Origin of the sequence: Sphingobium sp., from assembly GCF_048594625.1 — a bacterium.
Classification (GTDB): Bacteria; Pseudomonadota; Alphaproteobacteria; order Sphingomonadales; family Sphingomonadaceae; genus Sphingobium.
The window spans coordinates 1-26,000 of record NZ_JBMDWL010000089.1 but is presented as its reverse complement, the minus strand read 5'-3'; the positions used below and the strand labels follow the sequence as shown (position 1 = coordinate 26,000).

The following is a 26,000-nucleotide window of genomic DNA, read 5'->3' as shown; positions in this document are numbered from 1 at the left end:
GCTTCATCGACCCTGCGATACGTCAGGAAAATCCGCTGAGCCAGTAACGATGCTGCATTGCAGCAAGTGGCAGAAGCGTTTCACACCGCGCGCATTCCGCCACTACCCGGCCGACGATCCAGTGGCTGCCGCCGCAATCGGGGCAGGGCATATTCTTTCCCAGATGATATTGCGGATTGATAGTAACTGGGCCGGTTTCGATCGAGGAATAGTGTGCTTCCATGGGTGTGTCCCCTTTCCGACCGCTCAACGCACGAAGGGGGCGAACATATCCCTTCGTATAGGGGCAAACTCTATCAAGATTTGACTTGAAGGCAGGCGATAACGTCCCCATTTGGATTTGCAGGCAGTTGCTGTTATGGCGCTGCAGCATCGGGACATACCGGCTTCGACCATGGGTTGGGGCGCTCGCTGCCACCTTGCCGCCCGGTCTCTTATCGCCGCTCGGCGAGCTTCTGGCGGAAACGCGTCATCCTCTGGCGGAGGCCATGCGAGGAGACGCACTTATTATGACCGCTATCGGACAGGATACCCTTGGCACGCGCGACACGATGAATGTCGGCGGCAAGGACATCATCTATTATTCGTTGGACAAGGCCGCAGCGAAGCTGGGAGACGTTTCGCGCCTGCCTTTTTCGATGAAGGTGCTGCTGGAAAATCTGCTCCGTTTCGAAGATGGCGTCACCGTCACCACCGATGATATTCAGGCGATCGTCGATTGGCAAAATGACCGGGGCAAGGCGGAGCGCGAAATCCAATATCGTCCCGCGCGCGTGCTGCTTCAGGATTTTACCGGTGTGCCATGCGTCGTCGATCTGGCCGCGATGCGCGACGCGATGAACGCGTTGGGCGCGGACGCGGCGAAGATCAATCCGCAGGTGCCGGTGCACCTCGTCATCGACCATAGCGTCATGGTGGACGAATTCGGCACGCCCAAGGCGTTCGAACAGAATGTGGAAATCGAATATCAGCGCAATATGGAGCGCTACGACTTCCTGAAATGGGGCAGCAAGAGCCTCGACAATTTCTATGCGGTGCCGCCGGGCACGGGCATCTGCCATCAGGTGAATCTGGAAAATATCGCGCAGGCCGTCTGGTCGAGCGAGGCCGCCGACGGTTCCACGATCGCCTATCCCGACACATGCGTCGGCACCGACAGCCACACGACCATGGTCAACGGCCTTGGCGTGTTGGGCTGGGGCGTCGGCGGGATCGAGGCGGAGGCCGCCATGCTGGGGCAGCCGGTGTCGATGCTGATCCCCGAAGTCGTCGGGTTCAAATTCACCGGCGCGCTCCAGGAAGGCGTGACCGCCACCGACCTCGTCCTCACCTGCACCCAGATGCTGCGCGCGCGCGGCGTGGTAGGGCGCTTCGTCGAATATTTCGGCCCCGGCCTTGCGACGCTCAGCCTCGCCGACCGGGCGACGCTGGCCAATATGGCGCCCGAATATGGCGCGACATGCGGCTTTTTCGGCATCGACGACAAGACGCTGGACTATATGCGTCTGACCGGCCGGGCCGAAGAGAATATCACGCTGGTCGAAGCCTATGCCAAGCGGCAGGGTTTCTGGATCGACCCTGCCGTCGAGCCGATCTTCACCGATACGCTGGAACTGGACCTTGGCACCGTCGTCACCAGCCTGGCGGGGCCGAAGCGCCCGCAGGACCGCGTTTCGCTGCCCGAAGTCGATGATGTATTTAACGCCGACATGGTCAAGACCTACAAGAAGGAACAGACCCGCGTCCCGGTGGAAGGCAAGGATTTCGACATTGGCGACGGCGACGTCACCATCGCCGCGATCACCAGCTGCACCAATACATCGAACCCCAGCGTGCTGATCGCGGCGGGTCTGGTCGCCAAAAAGGCGAACGAACTGGGCCTGAAGCCCAAGCCATGGGTCAAGACGTCGCTGGCGCCCGGATCGCAGGTGGTCACCGATTATCTCGAAAAGGCCGGACTGCAATCGCATCTGGACGCCATCGGATTCAATCTGGTGGGCTATGGCTGCACCACCTGCATCGGTAACAGCGGTCCGCTGGCCGAACCGATCAGCAAGGCGATCAATGATAACGGGCTGGTCGCCGCGGCCGTGATTTCGGGCAACCGCAATTTCGAAGGCCGCGTGTCGCCTGATGTACGCGCGAATTTCCTCGCGTCGCCGCCGCTGGTGGTTGCCTATGCGCTCAAGGGCACGGTGATCGAGGATTTCGTGTCCACGCCGATTGGTACGAGCACGCAAGGCAAGGATGTCTATCTGAAGGACATCTGGCCGACGAGCGACGAGATCGCCACGACCATCGCTGGCTGCATGGACCGTTCGATGTTTCAGGCGCGCTATGCCCATGTCTACAAAGGCGACGCACACTGGCAGGCCATCGACGTGACCGGTTCGGCCACCTATCAATGGCGCGCAGGTTCGACCTATGTCGCCAACCCGCCCTATTTCGAAAGGCTGAGCATGACCCCGGCGCCGGTCACCGACATCATCGAAGCCAAGCCGTTGGCCATTTTCGGCGATTCGATCACCACCGACCACATTTCACCGGCCGGTTCGATCAAGGCGTCGTCGCCCGCAGGCAAGTGGCTGAGCGATCATCAGGTCGCGCAGGCGGACTTCAACAGCTATGGGTCGCGTCGTGGCCATCATGAAGTGATGATGCGCGGCACCTTCGCCAATATCCGCATCAAGAATCTGATGCTGGACGGCGTCGAAGGCGGGATGACCCGTTATGAAGGCGAAGTCATGCCGATCTATGACGCGGCAATGAAGCACAAGGCGGACGGCACGCCGCTGGTCGTCATCGGCGGCAAGGAATATGGCACTGGTTCGTCGCGCGACTGGGCGGCGAAGGGCACCAACCTGCTGGGCGTTCGCGCCGTGATCGTGGAAAGCTTCGAACGTATCCACCGGTCGAATCTGGTCGGCATGGGCGTGCTGCCGCTGGTGTTCAAGGATGGCCAGACCCGCGATACGCTGGGCCTGACGGGCGACGAGAGCTTCACCATTCAGGGTGTCGCCAATCTGAAGCCGCGTCAGGATGTGGATGTTATCGTGACGCGCGCCGACGGGTCGACCTTCACCTTCACCGCGCTGTGCCGCATCGATACCGTCAATGAACTGGAATATTTCATGAACGGTGGCATCCTCCAATATGTGCTGCGCAAGCTCGCAGCCTGATCCCGCCGGACATCGCATCAAATAAAGAAGGGCCTTTCCCGATAGGGAAATGCCCTTCTTTATTACAACGGTCGGTCTGGCTTATCTGCCATAGCTGGTGGTGGAAAATGGCCGGGCCTTGATGCCGGTCGCCCATGTCTTGTTTGGTGTCGCCTGCATCGTGAAGCGCAGTTCGCCACCGGCGCGGATTTCGGCATCGGTCACATAGCCACGATCCAGCGCCCTGCCGTTCAGCGTGACCCGCCCGACATAGGGATTGGAGTCCGACAGCCCATCCGTCACGACGGTGAAATGCTTGCCGCCCGGTAACGCCATGTCTGCCCGTTCCACGAAAGGGCGGCCGATCACATATTCGTTGCTGCCGGGCGCCACGGGGTAGAAGCCCAGCGCCGTGAACACCAGCCATGCCGACATCTGACCAAGGTCGTCATTCCCGGCGAGGCCATCGGGGGTGGGTTTATACTGGCTGTCGACAATCTGTTTCAGCCGTTCCTGCGTGCGCCATGGTTGACCGGCATAGCTGTAGAGATAGGCCACATGGTGGCTGGGTTCGTTGCCGTGAATATATTGGCCGATCAGCCCCGCAATATCTTCCGCATGGCTATAGTCGATCTTGCTGTTGTCATAATCGAACATGGCGTCCAGCTTCGCCACGGTCTTCGCGTCGCCACCCAACAGGCGGAACAGGCCGCCCTGATCATGCGGCATGAACCAGCTATATTGCCAGGCATTGCCCTCCGTATAGTCGGACCCATAGTTGATCGCGGTGGGATCGAACGGGGTGCGGAACGATCCGTCGGCCTTGCGCGCGCGCAGAAAGCCGGTCTTCGGATCGAAGCTGTTGCGCCAGTTCTGGGCACGCTTTTCGAAGCGCCGCGCCGTGGCGGTGTCGCCCAGTTGCCGCGCAAGACGGGCGATGGTCCAGTCGTCATAGGCATATTCGACCGTCTTCGACGCCGCTTCGGGTTCCCGGTCGATGGGGACGTAGCCCAGATTCATATAGTCGCCAAGGCCGCCATAGGGGGCATAATCGGCGCTGGCGACCATGGTTTTCAACGCGGCGGCGCAGTCGATGCCCTTGATCCCCTTAAGGCAGGCGTCGGCGATCACCGGCACGGCATGATAGCCGATCATCGTCCAGGTTTCCTTGCCGCCAAACTGCCAGACGGGCAGGATGCCGAAGGGGCTGCTTTTCTGGCTGGCGATCAGCGAATTGACGAAGTCGGCGTTCTTCGCATCCGGCTGGATCAGCGTGAGGAGCGGATGCTCCGCGCGGAACGTGTCCCATAACGAGAAGGTGGAGTGCATGGTGAAGCGTCGGCCATCCAGCGTTCCATTATGCACCTGATCGTCCGGGCCGCGCCAGCGCCCGTCCGCATCGCTCCACACGCCCGGCGCCATCAGGCTGTGATACAAAGCGGTATAGACATTGGTGCGCATCGGCTTTGGCGCATCGATCTTCACCGCGCCAAGCGCGTCATTCCATGCCGCGCGGGTCTTTGCACGGATCGCGTCGAAATCACCCGGTTCGCTTGCGAGGTTGGCGATGGCGCCATCTTCATCCACGCCCGACAGCGCGACCTTCACCTCCAATGCTTTAGTCAGCGCGCCAAAGTCGAGCTGAGCAACAATGGCGCGCCCCGACAGAGAATCGAGCGTTTCGGGGCCACGGCCCGGTCCCTTGAACCCCTTGTAGAGGACATCCTTCTCGGTGGTGACGAACTGGTGCGCGGCCATCGGCGCCGAAAAGCGCATGGCGAAGAAGATGCGGCGCGGCGTTGCCCAACCACGTATCTCGCGTGATCCCGTGATGGTGCCGTCGGGGCGGATGCGTATGGAGGACCACAGGATCTTGCCCGGATAGTCGTAGATGATGGAACGCAGGTCGAGCACCAGATGCGCGGCCTTGCCCGCCGGGAAGGCGTAGCGATGGATGCCGACGCGCGTCCCCGTCGTCATTTCGGCCCGCACGCCGGGATCAGTCAGGGTGACGGCATAATAGCCCGGCGTTGCGACCTCATCGGCCTTGCGCGATCGGTAGCCGGGCTTTTCGGTCGTGCCGGGTTCCAGCGCGACCGTGTCGCCGCTGACCGGGGTGACGAGGAAATCGCCAAGGTCGCTATGGCCCGCGCCAGAAAAATGGGTGTGGGAAAAGCCAAGGATCGTGGGATCTTCATGGCGGTATCCCGCCGCCCAGTTGTAGGTCTGGCGTGCTGCGCCGACATGGCTGTCGGGCGACAGCTGCAGCATGCCGAACGGCGCGGCGGCACCGGGGAAGGTATGGCCTTCGCCCGATGTACCGATGAAGGGATCGACGGCGGCGGCCGGTTCGTCCGGCGTCTGGGCCGATAGGGCGGTGCCCGCAAGCAACGTGGCGGACATGGCGATGCGTAGGGTGCGGAAAGCTGTCATGCGGCGGTTAAATCACGACTTTTACCTTTGTCCAATAGCGTTGATTGCATGCCGTGAAGAAAGGCTGGGGTGGCGGCGGGCGCCATGATTGTCTAGCGTGCGCCTTAGCAATGAAAAGAGCGCTGATTGTTCGTCATGTACCGCGCGAAGGCGCGGCGGGGTATCTCCAGCCGATCGAGGCGGCCGGCTATCATATCGATCGCATCGATGTGGCCAGCCCCGATTTCGGACATGTGGACCTTTGCGATCCCGACCTGCTGATCATGATGGGCGGGCCGATGGGCGTGTATGAACAGGATGTCCATCCATGGATACCGGTACAGATCGAAAAGCTGGCCGCGCGACTGGCGGCCGATCGGCCGACGCTGGGCGTGTGTCTGGGCAGTCAGATGATCGCGGCGGCGCTGGGCGCGCGGGTCTATCCCGGTGGGCATATGGAACTGGGCTTCGCCCCGGTCAGCGTGAACGGGGCAGGGGCCATGTCGCCGCTGCGCCATATCGATGGCGTGCCGGTGCTGCACTGGCATAGCGATACGTTCGATTTGCCCGATCATGTCGAGCTGCTGGGATCTACGCCCAGATATGCGCATCAGGCGTTCCGGCGCGGCCCCAACCTGCTGGCGCTGCAATTCCATGCGGAAATGGGCGAAGATCCGCGGTTTGAGGATTGGCTGACGCATTTCTGGGCCGATCTGGATGTGGCGCAACAATGCGGGATTGCGTTGCGGCGGGATCATGACGTGCATGGGCCGGGCGCGGTGGCGGCCGGGCGTGCGATGATCGGCGAATGGCTGGCGGGGTTGAAGTCGTAGATCGACGCTTGTGACTTGATCTCGTCACGCCCTTTCTATTAACTCCGACAAATGATGAGGATGACTTGGAAAGCCAGCCGCCGCGATCTGTTCGCGGGCGGCGTGGCAGGGCTTGCGGCTGCGGGAGCAGTACGTGCGGGGGCAGCGCCGATGGCGAAGGATGGTGCGATGCTCGCGCCACGGCCGCCGATGGGATGGAATAGCTGGAACAGCTTCGCCACCACCATCACCGAAGCACAGGCGCGCGAAACCGCCAGGATCATGGCGGAAAAGCTGCTGCCCTTCGGCTATGACATCTTCACCGTCGACATTCAGTGGTATGAACCCGAAGCGTCCAGCTACACCTATAATGCCAAACCCAAACCCGCCATGGACGCGCATGGCCGGATGATCCCCGCGCCCAATCGCTTTCCCTCCAGCGCCGGGGGCAAGGGTTTTACCCAATTGGCGAAAGAGGTTCATGCGCTGGGCATGAAGTTCGGCATCCATGTGATGCGCGGCATCCCGCGCGCGGCTGTCGAAGCGAATTTGCCGATATTGGGCACCCAATATCGGGCCGCCGACATCGCCGACCGGGCAAGCATCTGTTCGTGGAACCCGGACATGTATGGCGTCGATATGACGCGGCCGGGCGCGCAGGCCTATTATGACAGCATCTTTCGTCTTTATGCCGACTGGGGCGTCGATTTCGTCAAGATGGATGACATGAGCCGGCCCTATGACGCCCATGCGCCGGAGATCGAGGCGGCGCATAAGGCGATCGTCGCGACTGGGCGGCCGATCATCCTCAGCCTCTCACCAGGCGAAACGCCCCTGATCCGGGGCGACCATGTGCGCAAATATGCGCAGATGTGGCGCATATCGGATGATTTCTGGGACGATTGGGCGATGCTGGAGGCGCAGTTCACGCGGCTGGAAAACTGGACGCCCTATCGTGGCCCCGGAAGCTGGCCCGACGCCGACATGCTGCCACTGGGGCGGCTGGCGCTGGGCGAGCGGGATACGCGCTTTACGCCGGACGAACAGAAGACGCTGATGACATTATGGGCGATCGCCCGATCGCCGCTGATCATGGGCGGCGACCTGCGCCATCTGGATGCGGCAACACTGGCGTTGCTGACCAATAGGGAAGTGATTGCCGTCAATCAGGCGAGCAGCGGCAATGGCCCGCATTTCGTGGAAGACGGGATGCGCGTCTGGTCGGCGGTCGCCGATGACGGGAAGGGGCGCTATGTCGCCCTGTTCAACACCGGCGACAAGGCTCGCGACGTCGGTGTGAAGCTGCGCGATCTGGGCGTGAGCGGCGCAGTGAGCGTGCGCGACCTGTGGGCTGGCAAGGCGTTGGGGCAGGTGCGGGAGCGCGTTGGCGCGACGTTGCCGCCGCATGGGTCGGCGCTCTATCGATTGACCTGAACAGGCCGTTCGTTTCGAGCGTAGTCGAGAAACGCTTCTCGACACGCTCGAAGCGAACGGACGTTTGCAGGTCTATTACTTTCGTACCGCCGCGCTCTTGTCGCGAATCGCCTTGAACTCGGACCCCGGCTTCCATTCGGGCCAGCGGGTCGAGTTGGCAAGATCGCGGCCGATGTCGAGCATCAGGTCCACGTCCTGCGCCGCGCCCTCCAGCTTCCAGGTGTCATCCACCGCGTCGCATGCCTGATGATAGCATTTGCCAGTATAGGCATCGATCCATGCCTGACCCGCAGCCTGGCCGCCTTCCACCATGTCCGACGCGCCAGCAAGGCCCATCATCAGCAGCACGGGCACGCCGCGCTTCGCCATGGAGAAATGGTCGGCGCGATAGAAGAGGCCGCGTTCGGGCAGGCTTTCCTGCGTGATGACGCGGCCCTGCGCAGCGGCGAATTTCGCCAGATCATCCTCAAGAACATTCTGCCCCTTGCCGATCAGGATCACGTCCTTCGCCTTGCCCGCCGTCTGGAGCACGTCGATGGTGAGGTTGGCGACGGTCTTGTCCAGCGGATAGACCGGGTTCTGGGCATAATGTTCCGACCCCAGCAGCCCGCGTTCTTCCGCCGTCCATGCGGCAAAGACGATGGAACGGTCGGGCGCGGGCGCGGCCTTGAAGGCGCGGGCGATTTCGAACAGACCCGCCATGCCGAGCGCATCGTCATTGGCCCCGGCGCGATAGATGCGGCCCTGCGCATCCGGCTTGCCTTCGCCATAGGCGTCCCAATGCGCGCCATACATGACGGTTTCTTGCGGACGCCTGGCGCCGGGGATGCGGGCGATGACATTGGCGCTCTTCACCACTTCCTGTTTTACGGGGAAGGCGGCGGAGAAAGTCGCGCCCTTGAGTTCGACGGGCTTGAACCTGGCCGAGCGGGCCTGTTTGCGCAGCGCTGCCAGATTCTGACCCGCGCCGCTGAACAGCGCTTTTGCCGCTTCGCCTTCGACCCAGCCCTGCATTTGCAGGCTGGTCAGCTTGTCGGCGGGGCGGACGAGGTCGTAATTTTCGCCGCCGGGGCTGACGACGACGTTCCAGCCATAGCCTGCGCCCGGCGTGTCATGCACGATCAGTGCGCCGATGGCGCCGTGGCGGGCGGCTTCTTCGAACTTGTAGGTCCAGCGGCCATAATAGGTCATGGTCTTGCCGCCGAACTTGCCGAACGGGTCTTCACCCTTCACCGCTTCGAAATCGGGATCGTTGACAAGGAAGACGGCGATCTTGCCCTTCAGATCCACGCCCTTGAAATCGTCCCAGCCGCGTTCGGGGGCGGACACGCCATAGCCCACGAAGACCATCGGCGCATCGGCGACGCTGACCTTGTCCTTGGGCTGAAGGGTGGAGAGATAGACCTGCTTGCCGAAGGTCCATGGGGTCGCCGCGCCATTTTGCGCGACCGACAGGGTTTCCGACTGGCCGAGGCGGGTGTGGAGCAGGGGCACGGTCTGCACCCACTGGCCGTTCGGGCCGCCGGGTTCGAGGCCAAGCTGTTCGAAGCGGGCGACCAGATAGCCGATGGTGCGTTCTTCGCCGATGGTGCCGGGTGCGCGCCCCTGAAACAGGTCGGACGCCATGGTGCGGACGGACTGTTCCAGACGCTGCGGATCGGTCGACCCGGCACCGGTCTGGGCGGTGGCGGGAAGGGTGGCGGTCAGGCCAAGGGCCAGAGCGAGGATGCGTGTGATCATGGCGACGCTCTAACCCCGCGACGCCGCAGGGGAAAGAGTGTTCAGAATTCGGTTTCGAGTTCGATCATCTCGTCCGGTTCAGCGCGGGCATCGTCGATCCATTCGCGCATCAGCGGCCAGCTGTTGATCATGTGGCAATAGGCGGCGGATTGTTTGGACACCGGCACGGCGTAGGTGATGAACCGCTGCGCCACCGGGGCGAACATCGCGTCGGCCACGGTGGGTTCATCGCCGAACAGCCAAGGGCCGCCATAATCGCCGAGGCATTCGGCCCAGATGGTTTCGACCCGTTCGATGTCGGCCTTTGCCCCCGAAAAGATCGGGAAGCGATCATGCCGGACCTTGAGGTTCATGGGCAGGGCCGAGCGCAGATTAGTGAAACCCGAATGGATTTCCCCCGACACCGACCGGCAATGGGCGCGGGCGATGCGATCTTTCGGATACATGCCGATATTGGGATAGAGTTCGTGCAGATATTCGGCGATGGCCAGCGTGTCCCAGACGCTCGCCCCTTCATGGGTCAGGCGCGGCACCAGCACGGAGGGGGACAATAGCAGCAGTTCGGCGCGCACTTCCGGATCGTCCAGCGCGACCATCTGTTCTTCGACCCGCAATCCCGCCAGGCGGCAGAGCAGCCAGGCGCGCAGGGACCAGGACGAATAATTTTTGCTGGAAAGGGTGAGTATCGCTGTCGCCATGGCTGACGCTCCTGCTTTGGTGAAATCCTCACATTTATGATGATGCGGTGCAACATAAAAAGCATGTATAGCGTTGCATCATAATATCGATTCGGTTCGCAGAACAGAATAAGGCTTATTCGTCATCATGCGTATGCTTTACAGTGGTTATCAGGCCTTGAACGACATGCTGGCGCCGGCCCGGTTCGGGGCGCAGATCGCGCTCGGCATGCGGGACAAGATGGGGCCGATGGCCGATTGGGCGATGCCGCGCCGCATGTTCGCGATGATGGACGTGTTTCAGGGTGCGAAGCTGACGCACAAGCGCCCATCCTACGAAATTCACACCGTCCAGAGCGGCAATGCGGAAGTGTCCGTCCGTGAAGAGGTGGTCCTGGACCTGCCGTTCGGCGACCTGCTGCATTTCGTGAAGGACGAGGTAGAAGCCGATCAGCCCAAGGTGCTGGTGGTGGCGCCGATGTCCGGCCATTTTTCCACCCTGTTGCGCAGCACCGTCGCGACGCTGTTACAGGACCATGACGTCTACATCACCGACTGGAAGAATGCGCGCGACGTGCCGCTGGAGGCCGGGCGTTTCGGGTTCGACGATTATGTCGACTATGTGATCCAGTTTCTTCAGGAACTGGGCGAAGGATGCCATCTGGTGTCGGTATGCCAGCCCTGCGTGCCTGCCATGGCGGCCGTGGCGCTGATGTCGGAGGACAAGGATCGGGCGACGCCCAAATCGATGACCCTGATGGGCGGGCCGATCGACCCCAACGCCGCGCCGACCGCGGTCAACGATCTGGCCAATGAAAAGCCGATTCAATGGTTTGAAGAAAACCTGATTTCCGTGGTGCCGTTCCGCTATGCCGGGCGGGGCCGTGAAGTCTATCCGGGCTTCCTGCAACTGTCGGCGTTCATGTCCATGAACATGGAGCGGCACGGGTCGCAGCATCGCGAGCTGTACCAGCTGCTGGCCGACGGCAAGGTCGAGGCGGCGGACAAGATCAAGACATTCTACGCCGAATATTTCGCGGTGCTGGACATGACCAAGGAATTCTATCTGGAAACCGTGGACATGGTGTTCCAGCGGACATTGCTGGCCAAGGGTGAGCTGACGGTGCGCGGGCGCAAGATCAATCCCGGCGCGATCCGCAACACCGCGCTGCTGACGGTCGAGGGCGAGCGCGACGACGTGTGCGCGGTGGGACAGACATCCGCCGCCCATGCGCTGTGCACCGGGTTGCGGCCGCATCTCAAGCGCCATCACCTGCAACCGGGGGTCGGCCATTATGGCGTCTTTTCCGGCAGCAAATGGGAAAAGCAGGTCTATCCGCAGGTGCGGAACATGATCCTGGCGATGAACTGAGCATCGTGCGCAAAGGTGGGAATCGGTTTTGCGCTAAACAGGATACGACGGCAAAAGCTTGGCGCGCGCGGCCTGCGTCCTGATGAACGCAGCGCGCTCTAAAGCGACGGCTAAACTTCGCACATTTCCCGCTTATTTCGAAATGATCATGCGCCGTCGCGACAGAAAGTTGCGACGGCGTTCGGCTATGGCGTGGTTAACGATGGCAAAGAGCGGCCATCATCCTATCATGCGCCATTCGGGGTAGGACAGGCCGGGACATATATGGTCTGGGGAGACGGTTGACGGTTCGCATGATCCGAGAGGCATTAAGGTCATCAGGGCATGAGCCGTCTCCTTCTGATCGGATCATGCGCAGAAAATCTCGTGTTTATCGTATTTTACTGGCCGTCATCTGTTTCCGATGACGTCAGGCGGTCTCACGCCTCCGGCCGGGTCCAGATCCAGCTGCCGCCGATCAAGGCGGCGGCGAGCGGGATGAGGAACCATGGAAAGGGAGAGAAGATCAGCGCCAGGATCGCGCTGAAGGCAAAGGCAGCGAGGGCGGCTTTCTTGCCCCGGCGGCTGATCGCGCCGCCTTCGCGCCAGCGGCGGATATGTGGGCCGAAATGCTTGTGGTCGAGCAGCTTTGCTTCAAGGCGCGGGCTGGAACGGGCGAAGCAGAAGGCGGCAAGGATCATGAAGGGCACGGTCGGCAGCAGGGGCAGGAACGCGCCGATGGTGCCAAGGCCGATCGAGGCGAACCCTGCAATAAGATAGAGATGCCGCCGCATGGATCATCCTGTTCCGGCGCAACCGGCGGCCATGCCGATGCTGCTATTGCTTCGCAGCTGCCGCATGGGATGGCAAGATGGATATGCGGGCCGCGAGCGGTTGACGCCATGTAACCTATCGGTTACTTGTAACCCATGGGTTACATCGGAGGATATATGCGCAGCATGGCAAAGCGGGCGGAACGGCTGTCCCGCCAGAGATCGATCGCCGCGATCGTGATGGGCACATTGCTGATCGTGACCCAGACGCAGCGCATGGACGATGGCGGCGGCGGGCCGATGACATGGATGATCACCGGGGTCATCGTCGCGGTCTTCATGCTGTGGGCCAGCGGCCTGTTCCGGCACCGCGCGCTGCGCGGGATATTGAACGACGAAGGCAGCGACGTGAACCGTCGCCGGTCGCTGATGATCGGGTTCTGGAACATGCTGGCGACGGCGCTGCTGTGCTATGTGCTGACCTATGTGAAACCCTATGGCCCGCGCGACGCGACCCAGATCATCATGACGGTGGGGATGAGTTCCGCGCTGATCAGCTTTGGCGTGTCGGAACGGGTGACGGAAACGCTGTGCCGGAACGGTTGATGAACCGCATCCGCGAGGAGCGCGACCGGCTGGGGCTGACGCAGGCCGATCTGGCGGCGCGGGTGGGCGTGTCGCGCAAGACCATCAACACCATCGAAAATCTGGTGTTCACGCCATCGGCGCTGCTGGCCATCAGGATCGCGCGCGATCTGGACCGGCAGGTGGAGGCACTGTTCTGGATCGAGGGCGAGGCGGAGGCCGAAATGTGACGGTGCAAGCTGGGACAAACTGCCCCGCTTGATCCCCCCGGCCGGGCCGCCTAAACCCCATGGCCATGACCCATGCTTCCTATCCGGCGCTGCGTATGCGCCGCACGCGCGCGTCGGCCTGGAGCCGGGCGATGCACGCCGAAAACCGCCTGTCACCCAGCGATTTCATCTGGCCGCTGTTCGTCACCGAAGGCGACGGGGTGGAAGAACCGATCGCGGCGTTGCCCGGCGTATCGCGATGGTCGGTCGATCTGATGGTCGCGCGGGCGAAGGAAGCGCGGGATGCGGGCATTCCCTGTCTGGCGCTGTTCCCCAACACGCAGGTCGATCGGCGCAGCGACGACGGGCAGGAGGCGCTGAACCCCGACAATCTGATGTGCCGGGCGATCCGCGCCATCAAGGATGCGGTGCCCGACATCGGCGTGCTGACCGACGTCGCGCTGGACCCCTATACCGCCCATGGGCAGGACGGGTTGCTGGACGAGGACGGCTATGTCGTCAACGACGCGACGATCGACGTGCTGATCGGCCAGTCGCTCAATCAGGCGGCGGCAGGCGCCGACATCATCGCGCCCAGCGACATGATGGACGGCCGTATCGGCGCCATCCGCGAGGCGCTGGAGGAAACGGGCCACGCCAATGTGCAGATCATGGCCTATGCCGCCAAATATGCGAGCGCATTTTACGGCCCGTTCCGCGACGCCGTGGGATCGCGCGGGTTGTTGAAGGGCGACAAGAAAAATTACCAGATGGACCCCGCCAATGGGGAAGAGGCGCTGCGTGAGGTTGCGCTGGACCTGGCGGAGGGCGCGGACAGCGTGATGGTGAAGCCGGGCCTACCCTATCTGGACATCGTCGCGCGGGTGCGCGACCGTTTTTCCGTGCCGGTATTCGCCTATCAGGTGTCGGGCGAATATGCGATGATCGAACATGCGGTGGCGGCGGGCGCGGCGGACCGCGACGCGATGGTGCTGGAAACATTGATGGCGTTCAAGCGCGCTGGGTGCAGCGGCGTGCTGACCTATCACGCGTTGCATGCGGCAAGGCTGCTGAACGACTGAGAGGACCAGATTGGCCGATCGGCCATCTTCCGCTTGAACCGCAGCGGTGGACTGTTCCATGACAGGAGCAGAACGGCCGACAAGGGGTTGAAAAGCGGATGATAGGTACACGCACGCGCTTTGTCATGACGATTTGCGCGGGGTCGTTCCTGCTGTTTCTGGTGCAGCCGATGATCGCCCGCATGGCATTGCCCCGTCTGGGCGGCGCGCCATCGGTGTGGAATTCGGCCATGCTGGTCTATCAGGCGCTGTTGCTGGCGGGATATGGCTATGCCCATATGCTGGGGCGGTTTTCGGCGCGGCGGCAGGCGCTGATCCATCTGGCCCTGTTCCTGATCGCCGCGATATTCCTGCCGATCGGCCTGGCCGGATGGCAGCCGCCCGCGGGCACGGAACCGGCGCTGTGGGTGCTGTGGCTGCTGGGCGCGTCGATCGGGCCGCTGTTTTTCGTGGTCGCGGCGCAGGCGCCCCTGCTGCAACGCTGGTATGCGCTGGCGGACGGAAGCGATCCCTATCCGCTCTATGCGGCGTCGAACCTGGGCAGCTTTGCCGGGTTGCTGGCCTATCCGCTGCTGGTCGAACCGTTTCGGACGCTGAAGGCGCAGAGCATCCTGTGGTCGACCGGTTACGGGGCGCTGTTCTTCCTCGTCTATATGAGCGCAAGGCGGTTGCCGCCGGACGGCGCGGGCGAGGCGGCGGGCGAAGGGGCGGGCAGGGGCGATGATGCGCCCCGGCCCGATGCGCGCACGATGCTGCACTGGCTGGCGCTGGCGGCGGTGCCGTCTGGCCTGATGCTGGCGACCAGCCTGTACCTGACTACCGACATCGTCGCCATGCCATTGCTGTGGATATTGCCGCTGGGCCTGTATCTGCTCAGTTTTTCGGTGGCGTTCGCCGTGAAGCGGGGCGGGGCGGAACTGTGCCTGACCATCGCGCCGCTGATCCTGCTGATCGGCGCCTGCATCGCCTTTACCGGTGGGGTCAATTTCCCGGTCTTCATTGCGCTGGGCATATTGGCGGTGCTGTTTGTGACCGCGACGGCGCTGCATGCGCGGCTTTACGACCTGCGCCCTGCGCCCGTGCATCTGACGCGTTTCTATCTGCTGATGTCACTGGGCGGGATGCTGGGCGGGCTGTTCTGCGCGTTGTTGGCGCCGCTGATTTTCGACTGGACCTATGAATATCCGATCCTGCTGGCGGGGGCGGCGCTGTTGCTGCCCGCGCGGGACGCGACGATCAGCCTGCCGCGCCTGATCTGGGAAGATCCGGGCCGCCGGCTGTGGCTGGCGGCGGCGATGATGCTGATCGGGCTGGCGCTGTCGATGATCGGCGGGGGGCTGGCGCCCGACCTGAAGACCCCGATCATCAAGACCATCTGTTTCCTGACGATCATCGTCATGGGCATATTGGCGCTGGGCCATCGCTGGCTGATCTTTGCCATGCTGATCTATCTGATGCTGTGCCTGAGCGGGTGGGAGAAGCTGTCGCAATCGGCCACCGGCATGCTGACGCGCAGTTATTTCGGCGTCTATGGCGTGGCGAACAGGGGCGGGACCGAACGGATATTGTTCCACGGCACCACGCTGCACGGCATCCAAAACATGAAGCCGGGACGGGAGCGGGATGCGACCAGCTATTATGCGCCGGAATCGGGCGTGGGGCAGGCGCTGCGCCGGGCGCCCGCGCTGTTCGGGCCGCATGCGCGGATCGATGTGGTCGGGCTGGGGGCGGGGACGCTGGCCTGTTATGTGCGGCCGGGGCAGAACTGGCGCTTTTACGAGATCGATCCGGCGATGGCAGCCATCGCGCGCGATCCGGCCGACTTCACATTCCTGTCGCGGTGCCAGCCGCATGCCGACATCGTGATCGGCGACGCGCGCATGACTCTGGCGGAGCAGGCGGCCAAGGGCGCGGACATATTGGTCATCGACGCCTTTTCATCCGATTCCATCCCGATGCACCTGCTGACGCGGGAGGCGTTCGGGATTTATGGGCGCAGGCTGGCGGATGACGGCGTGCTGATGATCCATATTTCCAACCGCTATCTGGACCTGCGCCCGGTGATCGCGGCGCAGGCGAAGGCGGCGGGGTGGCAGGCGAGGCTGCGCCACTATATACCGTCAAAGCGCGATGCGGCCCGTTTCTATACCGCGTCCGTGTGGATCGCCCTGTCGCGTGATCCGGCAAAGATCGACCGGCTGGCCGCGATGGGACGGCCGGGTGATTGGGAGACGCTGCCGGTGCGGGCGGGTTTTGCGCCCTGGACCGACGATCATGCCAGCATCCTGTCGATCCTGAAGGTCAAACCATAAGAGGAGAGTCGCCATGCCTGTTTCAGGAGCCGTGCCGGATCATCCCGATGTCAGCATCATCCCGTTCAACGGGAAAGCGCCGGTCATCCACTCCAGCGCCTTCATCGCGCCGGGATGCCGGATCATCGGCGATGTGGAAATCGGGCCGGACGCCAGCATCTGGTATAATTGCGTGATCCGCGGCGACGTGAACCATATCCGCATCGGCGCGCGTACCAATGTGCAGGACGGCACGGTCATCCATTGCGACAGCCCCGGCGACCGGGCGGACGGGCGACCGGCGCAGGGCTATCCCGCGATCATCGGCGACGATGTGCTGATCGGCCATATGGCGATGGTCCATGGCTGTGTGCTGGAGGACCGGGCGTTCGTGGGACTGGGCGCGATCGTGATGAGCGGGTGCGTGGTGGAAAGCGACGCGATGCTGGCGGCGGGGGCTTTGCTGTCGCCGGGGAAGCGGGTGCTGCACCGCCAGCTATGGGCGGGGCGACCGGCCAAATATATGCGCGACCTGACCGACGAAGCGCTGATCGACATGCGCGAGGGCGTGGATCACTATGTGCATGAAGGGAAAGCGCATAAAGGCGCGGTGAAGGCGATGGGGGCGGATTGACGGTTTGGGTGGGATGCGGAATGGCGGCTTACGAGGCACGTCGCCCGACAAGCAGCCATTGCACGGTGACGGAAACCCTTTTTGCGAGGTTGCCGGACAGTTGTGCAATCCGGCAGAATTTTTCGGTCATTAGAAAAGGCCTACAGCAACGTCTCAGCAGTCCGCCAAACATGCCCGTCAAACGTGTGATTATCGTCAGATTGGTTGGGAAACGGCCATCACGGAATTGTGTCCATGCCACGTCCGCACGTTAATCTGAAGGCAATACTTCTGATCGATAGCCTCCTTCGAACTGCGGAGGCTTCATGAAGTTATTTTTATTTTCAGGCGCTGCGCTGACGATGCTTTCTGCATGTAGTTCAACTAGCGCGGCAAATCCCGATCCTAAGAAGCCTGCACATTGCGTGGCAGCGTTTCATTATGGACGTGAATTGATGCTTTCTGGCGACAATCCTAACTACAAGGCGGCCATCGGAATGAGCGGGCGCATCCTGTTTGAAATGAAGCGCATGTCAGCGTCAGAATTACCGAAAGCGAAAGAAGTAGGATCGGATCTGCTAGCGCAATATGGAAAAAATTTCGATTTGATGAATAAGTTGCTCCTCGATTGCCGCGATAACCAAAATGCTGACCCTTCCTTTCAGGCTGCAGACAAAAGCGGAGCGATCAAGGCAGCCGCACGCAAGGTAGACCCTATTTGCAAAAATGATCAGGCTTGCTTGGCCGGAAAAAAATATTGAATGTCGATCACCTTCTATCATTTTGCTTAAAACGCATACACTTTTCGCGAGGTAAGTCGCTGCCAGATAGCGACCAATCCAAGCTATTTATTGATGCTTGAAAAATAGGTGTTTTCCGTTAGCGTCTGCTTTGGAGCGAAGCGGCAGTCCGGTCAAATGACGGAGAATTGGTCGCTAATCGACCAGCGCCTTACGGCTGCGGCAGGCGGTTTTTCATTGCGTCGATGCGGTCGTTCTGCTGATCGACCAGCGACAGGGCGGCGGCGCGGGCGGCGTCTATGTCTTCAAGGCCGCCCTGCGCCTTGCCGTCGGCCACCGCGTTGCTGCGTTGGACATAGAGGGTGTCGAGACTGGCGAGCGCGGATACGCTGTCGTTGCGAGCGGATTCCAATGTGCTGATCGCGACCTGCGCCGTGACCCAGGCGTCGCTGGAGACGGCCGCGCCCGACGCGGCGCGGGCGGCCTTGTCCGCTTTGGCATAGGCAGCGTCGAAGGCGGCGGCGCCCTTGTCGGCCTGGCTCACATATTTCGCGATTTCCGACGACAGCGCGGCGTCGGCCGGGACGGGCGCGGCGGGCGGCGCGATTTTGGCCACCGGGGCGCTTTCCGCCGGGCGCTTGGCAAGCGAGGGGTAGCTTTGCGGCGTGCCTGCGCAGCCCGACAGGAACAGGGCGAGAGCGGCAAAGAGGCGGCGCGGAGTCATGACCATTATCTAGGCGGGGCAGGCGCGGGGCGCAATGGCCCCGCGCCCCGTAGGATCAAATCAGCGGGGAAGCGCGGCAGCTTGCCGGGCCAGCGCTTCGATCTTGTCGGGATCCACCGGTCCCTTGGGCACGACCCAGCTGCCGCCGACGCATTTGATGAAGGGCTGGGCCAGCCATTCGGGCGCGCTTTGCGGGGTGATGCCGCCGGTGGGGCAGAAGCGGGCGGTGTGCAGTGGAGCCGCGAGCGCTTTCAGCGCGGGCAGGCCGCCCGACGTTTCGGCCGGGAAGAATTTGAAATGGGTCAGGCCCATGTCCATGCCGCGCATGATGTCGCCCGCCGTGGCGGTGCCGGGCAGGAAGGGGATGTTCGCGGCGATCGCGGCCTTGCCCAGCGGTTCGGTGAGGCCGGGGCTGACGATGAAGCGGGCGCCCGCCTCCATCGCGGCGTCGAGCTGCGCGGGGTTGAGCACGGTGCCTGCGCCCACGACCGCGCCTTCGACCTTGGCCATTTCACGGATCACGTCCAGCGCAGCGGGGGTGCGCAGCGTGACTTCAAGGGCGGGCAGGCCGCCCTTTACCAGCGCCTGCGCGATCGGCAGCGCGTCCTCGACCCGATCCACCACCAGCACCGGGATCACCGGGGCCAGTTCCATCACCTGTTCTACGGTCAAGCTCACATCACTTCTCCCTCCGAGCGTTTTCGAAGCAGATGCTTGCATCTGCTGGCTTGCGAAAACGCGAAAAACAAAAACTCAGAGAAAGATCATCTTTCCCTGAAAGCTGCGGCAGCGCCGAACAGCCCGATTTCTTCATGAATGGCGCAGCGGATGGGGACGGATGCCATCAGGCTTTCGAACCGGCCCTTCGCCTTGAAGCGGGTATGGAAGCCGCTCTGTTGCAGGAAATCGCGCATCCGCTGGGTCAGGCCGCCTGCCAGCACGACGCTGTGCGGGCCATGGGCCAGCGCCAGATCGCCCGCGACCGAGCCGTAGCAGAGGCAGAAGCGTTCGAGCGCACGGCGGGCAAATTCGTCGCTGCCGTCGAGCGCGGCCTGCCACAATTCCGGGTCTTCCATCAGGACCACGCGGTCATGGCCGATGGTGGCCAGCGCCTTGTAAATATAGTTGAGGCCTGGACCCGACACGATCCGTTCGGTGGATACGCGCAGGAACTTGTCGCGCAGATAGGAGAGGATCTTCTCCTCGATATGATCCAGCGGGGCGAAATCCAGATGGCCGCCTTCGGTCGCGATGACATGGGGATGACCCTGATCATAGGCGATCATCGCCACGCCAAGGCCTGTGCCGGGGCCAAGGATCGTCACGCCGCCATCGGTGGGGAAGGGGCGGTCTTCACCGAACAGCAGGGGCAGGTTTTCGTCCGGCAGGCGCGACACGGCATGGGCGACGGCCTCGAAATCATTGACGAGGCGGACGTTATCGACGCCGATGTCCTGCGCCAGCGTATCGGCGCGGATCACCCAGTTGCTGTTGGTCAGCTTTATGACGTCGCGGCCGATGGCGGTGGCAAAGGCGATGGAGGCTGCGCGGGGCAGGTCGCCATGACCAGCGGTCTGTTCATCCGCCGCAAAGGCGGCCCAGCAGGCCTGAAGGCTGGGATAGTCGGCGACCTTATATTTGCGCACGGTGCCGAGCGTGGGGACGCCGCGTTCGTCGAGGGACGCACGGGCGAAGCGGGCATTGGTCCCGCCAATGTCGGCGGCGATGATGTCGGTCATCAGGGCATCCTATATAGTGTCGTCATGCCAGCGAAGGCTGGCATCTCAAGCGACGGCGGTGCGACCCAGCCGCACGAGATCCCAGCTTTCGCCGGGATGACGCATGTCAAATTTCGCTGTCCATCGCCGCGAGGATCGGCGACGCGCCCTGTTCGGCAAGATCGCTGTGATGGCGGAACAGCGCGAACAGTTCGCGGCCCGTGTCATAGGGCGGAGGCGGCGCGGCAGGGATGTCGCGTGCGGCCCATGTCGCCGCATCGACCAGCGCGTCGACCGCGCCGGTTTCCGCGCAGACCCGCACCATGTCGCCATCGCGCAGCTTGCCGATGGGGCCATCGGCCAGGGCTTCGGGCGACAGGTGGATGGCGGCGGGCACCTTGCCCGATGCGCCCGACATGCGGCCGTCGGTCAGCAGCGCGACCTTGAAACCGCGATCCTGAAGCACGCCCAGCGCCGGGGTCAGCTTGTGCAGTTCCGGCATGCCGTTCGCCTTTGGCCCCTGGAAGCGGACCACGACCACGACATCGCGTTCCAGTTCGCCCGCCTTGAAGGCGCGCAGAACATCGTCCTGATCGTGGAAGACGGCGGCGGGGGCTTCGATGGTCCAGCGTTCCTTGTCCACGGCGCTGACCTTGATCACGCAACGGCCGAGATTACCCTGAAGCAGCTTCATGCCGCCATCGGCCTGAAACGGATTGGATGCCGGGCGCAGCATCGATTCGTCGCGGGAGGCGGGAACGTCGTTCCATACCAGCCCTTCGTCGGTCAGCGCGGGTTCGGTGCCATATGCCGTCAGGTCATCCGACGCGACGGTCATGATGTCGCGGTGGAGGAGGCCAGCATCCAGCAGTTCGCGGATGATGACCGCCATGCCGCCCGCCGCATGGAAATGGTTCACGTCGCCGGAGCCGTTGGGATAGACCCGTGCCAGCAGCGGCACGACGTCGGAGATTTCCGCGAAATCGGTCCAGTCGATATGGATGCCCGCCGCCCGCGCGATGGCTGGCAGGTGGATGGCATGGTTGGTGGAGCCGCCCGTCGCCATCAGGCCGATGATGGCGTTCACGATCGCCTTTTCATCGACGCAATGGCCAAGCGGGCGGTAATCGTCGCCGTCCCAGCCGATCTGCGCCATGCGATGGGTCGCCGCGCGGGTGAGTTCCGTGCGCAGCTTCGGACCCGGATTGACGAAGGCGGCGCCCGGCATGTGCAGGCCCATCATCTCCATCATCATCTGGTTGGAGTTGGCCGTACCATAGAAGGTGCAGGTGCCCGCGCCATGATAGGAGGCGCTTTCGGATTCCAGCAGTTCGTCCTTGCCCACTTTCCCTTCGGCATAAAGCTGACGGATGCGGACCTTTTCCTTGTTGGCGAGGCCCGACGGCATCGGCCCGGCGGGGACCAGGATGGTCGGCAGATGACCGAAACGCAGCGCGCCCATCAGCAGGCCCGGCACGATCTTGTCGCAGATGCCGAGCAGCATCGTGCCTTCGAACATCGCGTGGCTGAGCGATACGGCGGTCGACAGGGCGATGGTGTCGCGGCTGAACAGCGACAGGTCCATGCCCGCCTGCCCCTGCGTCACGCCGTCGCACATGGCGGGGACGCCGCCCGCGACCTGCGCGGTGGCGCCGACTTCGCGGGCCGCGATCTTGATATGCTCCGGGTAGCGGCCATAGGGCTGATGCGCGGACAGCATGTCGTTATAGGACGTCACGATGCCGATGTTCATCGCCGCGCCGGTGCGGATGACCGGTTTGTCCTCGCCACTGGCAGCGAAGGCGTGGGCGAGGTTGCCGCAGGACAGCTGCGCGCGGTTGGTGCCTGCGTCGCGGCCCCGTTCGATCAGGTCCAGATATTTCAGGCGCGAAGCGGCGCTGCGTTCCACGATACGGTCGGTGACCTTTGCGATCACCGGATTGAGATCAGTCATGCCAGCTGGCTCCATCACGTTCGATAAGGGCAATGGCCGAAGACGGACCCCAGTTCCCCGAAGAATAGGCGGCGGGCTTCACATTGGCCTCTTTCCACCCGTCGATGATCGAATCGATCCATGTCCACTGGGCCTCCACCTCGTCACGGCGGACGAAGAGCGTGGCGTCGCCGGCCAGCAGGTCGAGGATCAGCCGTTCATAGGCGATGCGGCGGCGCTGCCCGGCAAAGGCGGCGGTCAGCGACACGTCCAGCGTCACTTCGTCCAGCTTCACCTGTCGTTCCAGACCCGGCCTTTTGCTCATGATGGCCAGGCGGATATATTCCTCCGGCTGCAACCGGATGACCAGCGTGTTGGGTTCCAGCCCCGTACTATGCCCATCGCGGCCGAAGATGCTGTGGCGCACCGGTTTGAACTGAATCACGATTTCGGACTGGCGCGCGGGCATCCGCTTGCCGGTGCGCAGGTAGAAGGGCACGCCCTGCCAGCGCCAGTTGTCGATATGCGCCTTCAAAGCGACAAAGGTTTCGGTGTCGGAGGCCTGACCCAGTTCGTCGGCATAGCCGGTGACGATCTGACCACAGACCGCGCCCGGCGAATATTGGCCGCGCACGCTGTTGGTCTTGACCGTTTCGTCGGTCATGGGGCGCAGCGAACGCAGCACCTTCACCTTTTCATCGCGCACGGCGGTGGGGTCCATGCGGGCGGGCGGCTCCATGGTGATGATCGACAGGATTTGCAGAATATGATTCTGCACCATGTCGCGCAGCGCGCCGACGCCGTCATAATAGGAAACGCGGCCTTCAAGGCCCACGGTTTCGCCGACGGTAATCTGCACATGGTCGATGGCCGTCGCGTTCCACAGCGGTTCGAACATGACGTTGCCAAACCGCAGGGCGAGCAGGTTTTGGACCGTTTCCTTGCCCAGATAATGGTCGACGCGGAAAATCTGATCCTCTGCAAAGAGCGCGCCGATGCCGTCGTTGACGACCTTTGACGAGGCGAGATCCTTGCCGATCGGTTTTTCCATCGCGATGCGGGTGTCGGGCGTGATCAGGCCCGCCTGCGCCAGACCCTGCGCCGTGGGAGCGAACAGCGAAGGCGGCGTGGAAAGATAGACCGACAGGCCGCGGTCCAGCCGACCGTCGATCCGCTTTGCCAGCGCGGCGAACTGATCCGCATTGCCTGCATCGACCGGCTGATAGGCGATCATCGCGGCGAAACGGGTCGCAACTTCATCGTCATAGCGGTCGGCGGCGAGGAACTGGCGCAGCGCGGCGTCCACTTCCTGACGGAAGGCGTCGTCGTCCATTTCAGACCGGCCGGACGCGACGATCATGAAGTCGTCGGGCAGCAGGCCGTCGGACAGAAGATTGTAAAGCGAGGGAAAGATCATCCTTCGCGCCAGATCGCCAGTGGCGCCGAATAACAGGAATGTGGCAGACGGATCGGTCAAAGGATGGTCCTTCTCCGTTGAGGAATTATCTATGTCTGCACGAAGCCGCCCTTATAGCGGGCGCGGATCGTTACGCAAGAAGGCTATCGCGCGCGTTCGCTCGCCGCAACAGCATGTGCCTTGAACGGACGGAAATCGACGGAAAATAACGCGGGTCAGAGCGATTGCGGGGCGCGGGTGGATCGCCAGTTGGCGATGTGGGCGGTTGCCAGCATCATGCTGCCGATCAATGTCCATGTCGTTCCCGCAGCGGCGCTGGTCGTGGCCAGCGCGCCCAGCGCCATCGCGCCAAGGCCGATCAGGCCCAGTAGCGGCAGGGCGATGCGGCGATGCCTGCGCCAGCCCTGCGTCAGCGCGATCAGGCTGGTCGGCACGGCCAGCGCCAGCATCCAGAGGTGAAAGGATTCGCCCGGATCGATGCGGCTGCCCAGCGCGGGCAGGATCGCAAACAGCAACGGCAGGGCGAGGCAATGGATGGTGCAGAGCGACGATGCGCATAGCGACAGGCCGTCGAGCCAGCGGATGGGAGATGATGGGGCAAGGCGCGATGGGCGGCAGGAAGGCATGGGTTCTTTCTTGAAATGATATAATATCACATTAATGCCATCTGGGTTTCTGCGCCCGATCTGTCAACCATGATGCGAACTGTTTTATGGTGTTGCGCGTTTTTCGGCTGGACGCCCGCGCCGGATTTTGTCATTTGCCGCCGACCAGCCGTGCGGGTGTGGTGAAACTGGTAGACGCGCCGGACTCAAAAAGTGGTTTGTCTACCAATCCACAGAAAAACACGATGAGTTGAAAACGTCGTGTTTTGAGCGGGTTACGGGTGAAGGAGAAGTGACTGTCGGAGTTCGGTTTTCGCTCTAGGTGCAGTATAGGTGCAGAGAGCGTCGGCTAGAATCGGCGGCAAATGTGCGGGTGTGGTGAAACTGGTAGACGCGCCGGATTCAAAATCCGGTTCCGAAAGGAGTGTCGGTTCGATTCCGACCACCCGCACCATCCTTGTCCCAGCAATGTTAGATGCGGCATGTCTAGCATGATCCTGTGTGGTCGGATGGCATCGAGCCGGCAACGGGAGCTTGGCCGTTCTCGCGACCGCCAGGAAGTAGCGGAAGCCGTCTTAGCTACGATCGAGAGCTAGTTGGCCATGATAAATGGTTGGCGCCACTCCGGGCGCGCGCTCAGGTAAGCCGCAACGGCTTGCCCGCTGTTTCTGGCACAAAGACGATGGTGACGAATAGCGCCAGCACGAGGACGGCTATGGCATACCACAATCCGTCGAAGGGATTGCCCGTTTGGGTGACCACATACTGACTGATCAGCGGAAGGAAGCCGCCGAAATAGCCGGTGCCGATATTATAGGCGATCGATAGCGAGGTGTAGCGCGTGCTCGCTGGATAGAGCTCCACCAGGAGAGCGGCCGCCGGACCGTAGGTGAGCGCCGACAACAGGCCGATAACGGCCAGCCCCGCAAGCACTTTGAGCGCGCTGGCGAACCCCAGGGAATGCTGTGTCCGGTCGTACCCGGCGTCACGCAGAACCTGGTCCAACTTGCCTGGATCGCCGGCATCAATGATGGCTCCGGCAACCATAATCGTCGGTCTCGCCACGCCGGCCATATCCGACTTATCATAGGTCACTTCCCGCTCGCGAAGCATCTCGCCGAGCTGTGCGCATCGGGCCTGTGCCTGTGGGCTTGCGCAGTCCCCCGCGAGCACCACAGGGTTCTGCTTCATGGCTTGGACGAGCTGGGGATTGGCCGCTCCAGCGATCCAGTGGAAGGTGGGGAACAGCAGGGCCAGCGCCCCGACATAGCCAACGATGCTCAGTGTCTTGCGGCCCACCTTGTCCGAAAGCCAGCCCATGGCGATGAACATTACCATGTTCAGCGCAGCCCCGACGCACACCACCAGCAGTGCCGAATTTTCCTCAACGCCCAGCGCGTTCTGAAGGAAATAGAGCGACTGGAAATGAGCGAGATACCAGATCACGCTGATCCCCGCCGCGACCCCGAACAGGCCAGCCAGCAATCGGACGATTTTCGCAGGGCTGTTGAAACTCTCCTTCAGCGGATTGGCAGCCTGTCCGCCCTCTTTCTTGAGCTTCTCAAAGACCGGGCTCTCTGACAGTTTCATGCGCGTTGCGATAGAAACGGCGAGCAAGACGATCGAAAACAGGAAAGGAAGCCGCCAGCCCCAGCTGTTCCACGCCTCCGCGCCGACGAGTGCGCTGAAGGAGGACACCACGACGACGCTGAGCAGAAAGCCGCCG

22 protein-coding genes and 1 tRNA gene are annotated in these 26,000 nt (G+C 62.5%); 11 read left to right on the top strand and 12 right to left on the bottom strand.

The window, feature by feature from the left end; genetic code table 11:
• Nucleotides 1-22 precede the first annotated feature (22 nt).
• The gene (locus ACOJSJ_RS10910; RefSeq protein WP_420145009.1) at nt 23-223 is read right to left on the bottom strand and encodes a hypothetical protein; all 201 of its coding nucleotides are present in this window, start codon (nt 221-223) and stop codon (nt 23-25) included.
• A gap of 286 nt (nt 224-509) precedes the next feature.
• Between ACOJSJ_RS10910 and acnA the strand changes: the two genes are divergently transcribed.
• The gene (acnA, locus tag ACOJSJ_RS10905; protein ID WP_420145008.1) at nt 510-3,179 is read left to right on the top strand and encodes an aconitate hydratase AcnA; all 2,670 of its coding nucleotides are present in this window, start codon (nt 510-512) and stop codon (nt 3,177-3,179) included.
• An 81-nt stretch (nt 3,180-3,260) separates the two neighbouring features.
• On the opposite strand, the gene ACOJSJ_RS10900 is transcribed toward acnA, so the two are convergent.
• Nucleotides 3,261-5,591, bottom strand: coding sequence for a GH92 family glycosyl hydrolase (locus ACOJSJ_RS10900; RefSeq protein ID WP_420145007.1), 2,331 nt, complete (start codon nt 5,589-5,591; stop codon nt 3,261-3,263).
• A 110-nt stretch (nt 5,592-5,701) separates the two neighbouring features.
• Here ACOJSJ_RS10900 and ACOJSJ_RS10895 point away from each other — a divergent pair, with 110 nt between their 5' ends.
• On the top strand, nt 5,702-6,403 hold the full coding sequence (locus ACOJSJ_RS10895; protein WP_420145006.1) for a glutamine amidotransferase: 702 nt from the start codon (nt 5,702-5,704) through the stop codon (nt 6,401-6,403).
• A 60-nt stretch (nt 6,404-6,463) separates the two neighbouring features.
• On the top strand, nt 6,464-7,816 hold the full coding sequence (locus tag ACOJSJ_RS10890) for a glycoside hydrolase family 27 protein (RefSeq protein WP_420145005.1): 1,353 nt from the start codon (nt 6,464-6,466) through the stop codon (nt 7,814-7,816).
• Nucleotides 7,817-7,891: 75 nt separating this feature from the next.
• Here the strand turns inward: ACOJSJ_RS10890 and ACOJSJ_RS10885 are convergent, their stop codons facing one another.
• Together ACOJSJ_RS10885 and ACOJSJ_RS10880 are read right to left on the bottom strand one after the other, a co-directional pair.
• Nucleotides 7,892-9,556: a M28 family metallopeptidase gene (locus ACOJSJ_RS10885; protein WP_420145004.1), complete on the bottom strand. Its 1,665-nt coding sequence runs from the start codon at nt 9,554-9,556 to the stop codon at nt 7,892-7,894.
• 41 nt (nt 9,557-9,597) lie between these two features.
• On the bottom strand, nt 9,598-10,254 hold the full coding sequence (locus ACOJSJ_RS10880; RefSeq protein WP_420145003.1) for a glutathione S-transferase: 657 nt from the start codon (nt 10,252-10,254) through the stop codon (nt 9,598-9,600).
• A gap of 127 nt (nt 10,255-10,381) precedes the next feature.
• Here ACOJSJ_RS10880 and ACOJSJ_RS10875 point away from each other — a divergent pair, with 127 nt between their 5' ends.
• Complete coding sequence (locus ACOJSJ_RS10875) at nt 10,382-11,605, top strand: polyhydroxyalkanoate depolymerase (RefSeq protein ID WP_420145002.1); 1,224 nt, start codon at nt 10,382-10,384, stop codon at nt 11,603-11,605.
• Nucleotides 11,606-12,024: 419 nt separating this feature from the next.
• Here ACOJSJ_RS10875 and ACOJSJ_RS10870 read toward each other — a convergent pair whose 3' ends face one another.
• On the bottom strand, nt 12,025-12,378 hold the full coding sequence (locus ACOJSJ_RS10870) for a YbaN family protein (protein WP_420145001.1): 354 nt from the start codon (nt 12,376-12,378) through the stop codon (nt 12,025-12,027).
• Between the two features lie 156 nt (nt 12,379-12,534).
• Between ACOJSJ_RS10870 and ACOJSJ_RS10865 the strand changes: the two genes are divergently transcribed.
• The 6 genes from ACOJSJ_RS10865 to ACOJSJ_RS10840 all read left to right on the top strand — a co-directional run bounded on the left by ACOJSJ_RS10865 (nt 12,535) and on the right by ACOJSJ_RS10840 (nt 17,898).
• Nucleotides 12,535-12,963, top strand: a complete 429-nt coding sequence (locus tag ACOJSJ_RS10865) for a hypothetical protein (protein ID WP_420145000.1) — start codon at nt 12,535-12,537, stop codon at nt 12,961-12,963.
• A complete protein-coding gene (locus ACOJSJ_RS10860) occupies nt 12,963-13,172 on the top strand; it encodes a helix-turn-helix transcriptional regulator (protein ID WP_420144999.1) in 210 nt (69 codons plus the stop codon). The genes ACOJSJ_RS10865 and ACOJSJ_RS10860 overlap by 1 nt, the downstream gene beginning before the upstream one ends.
• A 65-nt stretch (nt 13,173-13,237) precedes the next feature.
• Nucleotides 13,238-14,233, top strand: a complete 996-nt coding sequence (gene hemB / locus ACOJSJ_RS10855) for a porphobilinogen synthase (protein ID WP_420144998.1) — start codon at nt 13,238-13,240, stop codon at nt 14,231-14,233.
• A gap of 98 nt (nt 14,234-14,331) precedes the next feature.
• The gene (locus tag ACOJSJ_RS10850; protein ID WP_420144997.1) at nt 14,332-16,545 is read left to right on the top strand and encodes a spermidine synthase; all 2,214 of its coding nucleotides are present in this window, start codon (nt 14,332-14,334) and stop codon (nt 16,543-16,545) included.
• Between the two features lie 13 nt (nt 16,546-16,558).
• Nucleotides 16,559-17,158 carry a gamma carbonic anhydrase family protein gene (locus ACOJSJ_RS10845; protein ID WP_420144996.1) on the top strand — a complete coding sequence of 200 codons (600 nt, stop codon included), beginning with the start codon at nt 16,559-16,561 and terminating at the stop codon, nt 17,156-17,158.
• A 305-nt stretch (nt 17,159-17,463) separates the two neighbouring features.
• Nucleotides 17,464-17,898, top strand: a complete 435-nt coding sequence (locus tag ACOJSJ_RS10840) for a hypothetical protein (RefSeq protein WP_420144995.1) — start codon at nt 17,464-17,466, stop codon at nt 17,896-17,898.
• 190 nt (nt 17,899-18,088) lie between these two features.
• Here the strand turns inward: ACOJSJ_RS10840 and ACOJSJ_RS10835 are convergent, their stop codons facing one another.
• The 6 genes from ACOJSJ_RS10835 to ACOJSJ_RS10810 form a co-directional block, all read right to left on the bottom strand.
• Complete coding sequence (locus tag ACOJSJ_RS10835; RefSeq protein ID WP_420144994.1) at nt 18,089-18,601, bottom strand: hypothetical protein; 513 nt, start codon at nt 18,599-18,601, stop codon at nt 18,089-18,091.
• 60 nt (nt 18,602-18,661) lie between these two features.
• On the bottom strand, nt 18,662-19,279 hold the full coding sequence (gene eda / locus ACOJSJ_RS10830; protein ID WP_420144993.1) for a bifunctional 4-hydroxy-2-oxoglutarate aldolase/2-dehydro-3-deoxy-phosphogluconate aldolase: 618 nt from the start codon (nt 19,277-19,279) through the stop codon (nt 18,662-18,664).
• 86 nt (nt 19,280-19,365) lie between these two features.
• Nucleotides 19,366-20,340 carry a glucokinase gene (glk, locus tag ACOJSJ_RS10825; RefSeq protein ID WP_420144992.1) on the bottom strand — a complete coding sequence of 325 codons (975 nt, stop codon included), beginning with the start codon at nt 20,338-20,340 and terminating at the stop codon, nt 19,366-19,368.
• A 106-nt stretch (nt 20,341-20,446) separates the two neighbouring features.
• The gene (gene edd / locus ACOJSJ_RS10820) at nt 20,447-22,273 is read right to left on the bottom strand and encodes a phosphogluconate dehydratase (RefSeq protein WP_420144991.1); all 1,827 of its coding nucleotides are present in this window, start codon (nt 22,271-22,273) and stop codon (nt 20,447-20,449) included.
• Entirely contained in the window at nt 22,266-23,729 is a 1,464-nt protein-coding gene (zwf, locus tag ACOJSJ_RS10815) for a glucose-6-phosphate dehydrogenase (RefSeq protein WP_420144990.1), read from the bottom strand. Before zwf ends, edd begins: the two co-directional genes overlap by 8 nt.
• Before the next feature lie 155 nt (nt 23,730-23,884).
• Nucleotides 23,885-24,295, bottom strand: coding sequence for a MerC domain-containing protein (locus ACOJSJ_RS10810; RefSeq protein ID WP_420144989.1), 411 nt, complete (start codon nt 24,293-24,295; stop codon nt 23,885-23,887).
• A gap of 348 nt (nt 24,296-24,643) precedes the next feature.
• Here ACOJSJ_RS10810 and ACOJSJ_RS10805 point away from each other — a divergent pair.
• Nucleotides 24,644-24,728 (top strand) — tRNA-Leu (locus tag ACOJSJ_RS10805).
• Between the two features lie 182 nt (nt 24,729-24,910).
• On the opposite strand, the gene ACOJSJ_RS10800 is transcribed toward ACOJSJ_RS10805, so the two are convergent.
• The coding region (locus ACOJSJ_RS10800) for an MFS transporter (protein ID WP_420144988.1) at nt 24,911-26,000 on the bottom strand (1,090 nt) is incomplete at its 5' end.

Excerpts from the sequence above, each read along its gene's own strand:
- ACOJSJ_RS10845 (WP_420144996.1), top strand. The coding sequence starts at position 16,559 with ATGCCTGTTTCAGGAGCCGTGCCGGATCATCCCGATGTCAGCATCATC.
- edd (WP_420144991.1), bottom strand. The coding sequence starts at position 22,273 with ATGACTGATCTCAATCCGGTGATCGCAAAGGTCACCGACCGTATCGTG.
- ACOJSJ_RS10865 (WP_420145000.1), top strand. The coding sequence starts at position 12,535 with ATGCGCAGCATGGCAAAGCGGGCGGAACGGCTGTCCCGCCAGAGATCG.
- ACOJSJ_RS10810 (WP_420144989.1), bottom strand. The coding sequence starts at position 24,295 with ATGCCTTCCTGCCGCCCATCGCGCCTTGCCCCATCATCTCCCATCCGC.
- ACOJSJ_RS10890 (WP_420145005.1), top strand. The coding sequence starts at position 6,464 with ATGACTTGGAAAGCCAGCCGCCGCGATCTGTTCGCGGGCGGCGTGGCA.
- ACOJSJ_RS10910 (WP_420145009.1), bottom strand. The coding sequence starts at position 223 with ATGGAAGCACACTATTCCTCGATCGAAACCGGCCCAGTTACTATCAAT.
- ACOJSJ_RS10835 (WP_420144994.1), bottom strand. The coding sequence starts at position 18,601 with ATGACTCCGCGCCGCCTCTTTGCCGCTCTCGCCCTGTTCCTGTCGGGC.
- ACOJSJ_RS10850 (WP_420144997.1), top strand. The coding sequence starts at position 14,332 with ATGATAGGTACACGCACGCGCTTTGTCATGACGATTTGCGCGGGGTCG.
- ACOJSJ_RS10840 (WP_420144995.1), top strand. The coding sequence starts at position 17,464 with ATGAAGTTATTTTTATTTTCAGGCGCTGCGCTGACGATGCTTTCTGCA.
- ACOJSJ_RS10880 (WP_420145003.1), bottom strand. The coding sequence starts at position 10,254 with ATGGCGACAGCGATACTCACCCTTTCCAGCAAAAATTATTCGTCCTGG.
- ACOJSJ_RS10870 (WP_420145001.1), bottom strand. The coding sequence starts at position 12,378 with ATGCGGCGGCATCTCTATCTTATTGCAGGGTTCGCCTCGATCGGCCTT.
- ACOJSJ_RS10860 (WP_420144999.1), top strand. The coding sequence starts at position 12,963 with ATGAACCGCATCCGCGAGGAGCGCGACCGGCTGGGGCTGACGCAGGCC.
- acnA (WP_420145008.1), top strand. The coding sequence starts at position 510 with ATGACCGCTATCGGACAGGATACCCTTGGCACGCGCGACACGATGAAT.
- ACOJSJ_RS10875 (WP_420145002.1), top strand. The coding sequence starts at position 10,382 with ATGCGTATGCTTTACAGTGGTTATCAGGCCTTGAACGACATGCTGGCG.
- ACOJSJ_RS10900 (WP_420145007.1), bottom strand. The coding sequence starts at position 5,591 with ATGACAGCTTTCCGCACCCTACGCATCGCCATGTCCGCCACGTTGCTT.
- hemB (WP_420144998.1), top strand. The coding sequence starts at position 13,238 with ATGACCCATGCTTCCTATCCGGCGCTGCGTATGCGCCGCACGCGCGCG.
- glk (WP_420144992.1), bottom strand. The coding sequence starts at position 20,340 with ATGACCGACATCATCGCCGCCGACATTGGCGGGACCAATGCCCGCTTC.
- ACOJSJ_RS10895 (WP_420145006.1), top strand. The coding sequence starts at position 5,702 with ATGAAAAGAGCGCTGATTGTTCGTCATGTACCGCGCGAAGGCGCGGCG.
- ACOJSJ_RS10885 (WP_420145004.1), bottom strand. The coding sequence starts at position 9,556 with ATGATCACACGCATCCTCGCTCTGGCCCTTGGCCTGACCGCCACCCTT.